This is a genomic window from Bradyrhizobium sp. P2_E8, from assembly GCF_056403875.1.
Genome location: NZ_JBFUES010001722.1, coordinates 1 through 815, shown reverse-complemented (window position 1 = coordinate 815; position 815 = coordinate 1). Strand labels below are relative to the sequence as shown.

Genomic DNA, 815 nt, shown 5'->3' with positions numbered 1-815 from the left:
CGCATGGAGCTTCCGCCGCCGGCACGTCGCGCGTGTAGAAATAGACCGAGAAGGCGCCATCGCGCGGCAACATCCGGCTGAACGCCGCAGCATCGGGCTTGGCCCGCCGCACAGCCTCGCGCGATCCCACTTCCGCCACCACGAAGGGCGTTCCAACGCCGACGACCTGCGGGGCATGGCGATCGATCTTGATATCCTCCGCGGTCAGGGAGATGCAGGCCGCGATCTCTTCGGCGGAACACTTCGCGAGGCGCGCCAGCGGCTGCGGCGCGGTGAGCTCGGTGCTGAGCACCCGTCCCTGCTCCCGTACGATCTCGACCGGGACCAGCCCCGCCTTCTCCTCGAACAGCAGACGCCGCTTCGGCTCCGTCGCGAGGCTCGCCAGCACGAAGGCAGTGCCGACATTGGGATGACCGGCAAAGGGCAGCTCCCGCACCGGCGTGAAGATGCGCACCTCGGCGTCATTGGCCTTGTCGCGCGGCGGCAGCACGAAGGTCGTCTCGGAATAGTTGAACTCGGTCGCGATCGCCTGCATCTGCGCCGTCGACAAGCCGCCGGCATCGAGCACCACGGCGAGCTGGTTGCCGCCGAAGGCGCGGTCGGTGAACACGTCGACGGTGATGTAGCGCCGCTGCATCTTTGCTTTCCTCACGCAAATCGCAGCCGCAATCGGCTACGTCGCGCAGCAGTCTACAAGCCGAAAACATCACTCGTCATGCCCCAAAATTCGGAGCAATCGGAGCAATGGCGGAAGAGATCTAGAGGCGGAAGAGCAGGCGCGCACGCTCGCAACGGCCTTCGCCGCGACGCCGGGC

The 815-nt window shown here is 66.5% G+C and carries 1 protein-coding gene; it reads right to left on the bottom strand.

Going from position 1 to position 815, the window contains the following annotated elements:
• The coding region (locus AC1D00_RS43480; RefSeq protein WP_477014978.1) for a PhzF family phenazine biosynthesis protein at positions 1 to 637 on the bottom strand (637 nt) is incomplete at its 3' end.
• Positions 638 to 815 lie beyond the last annotated feature (178 nt).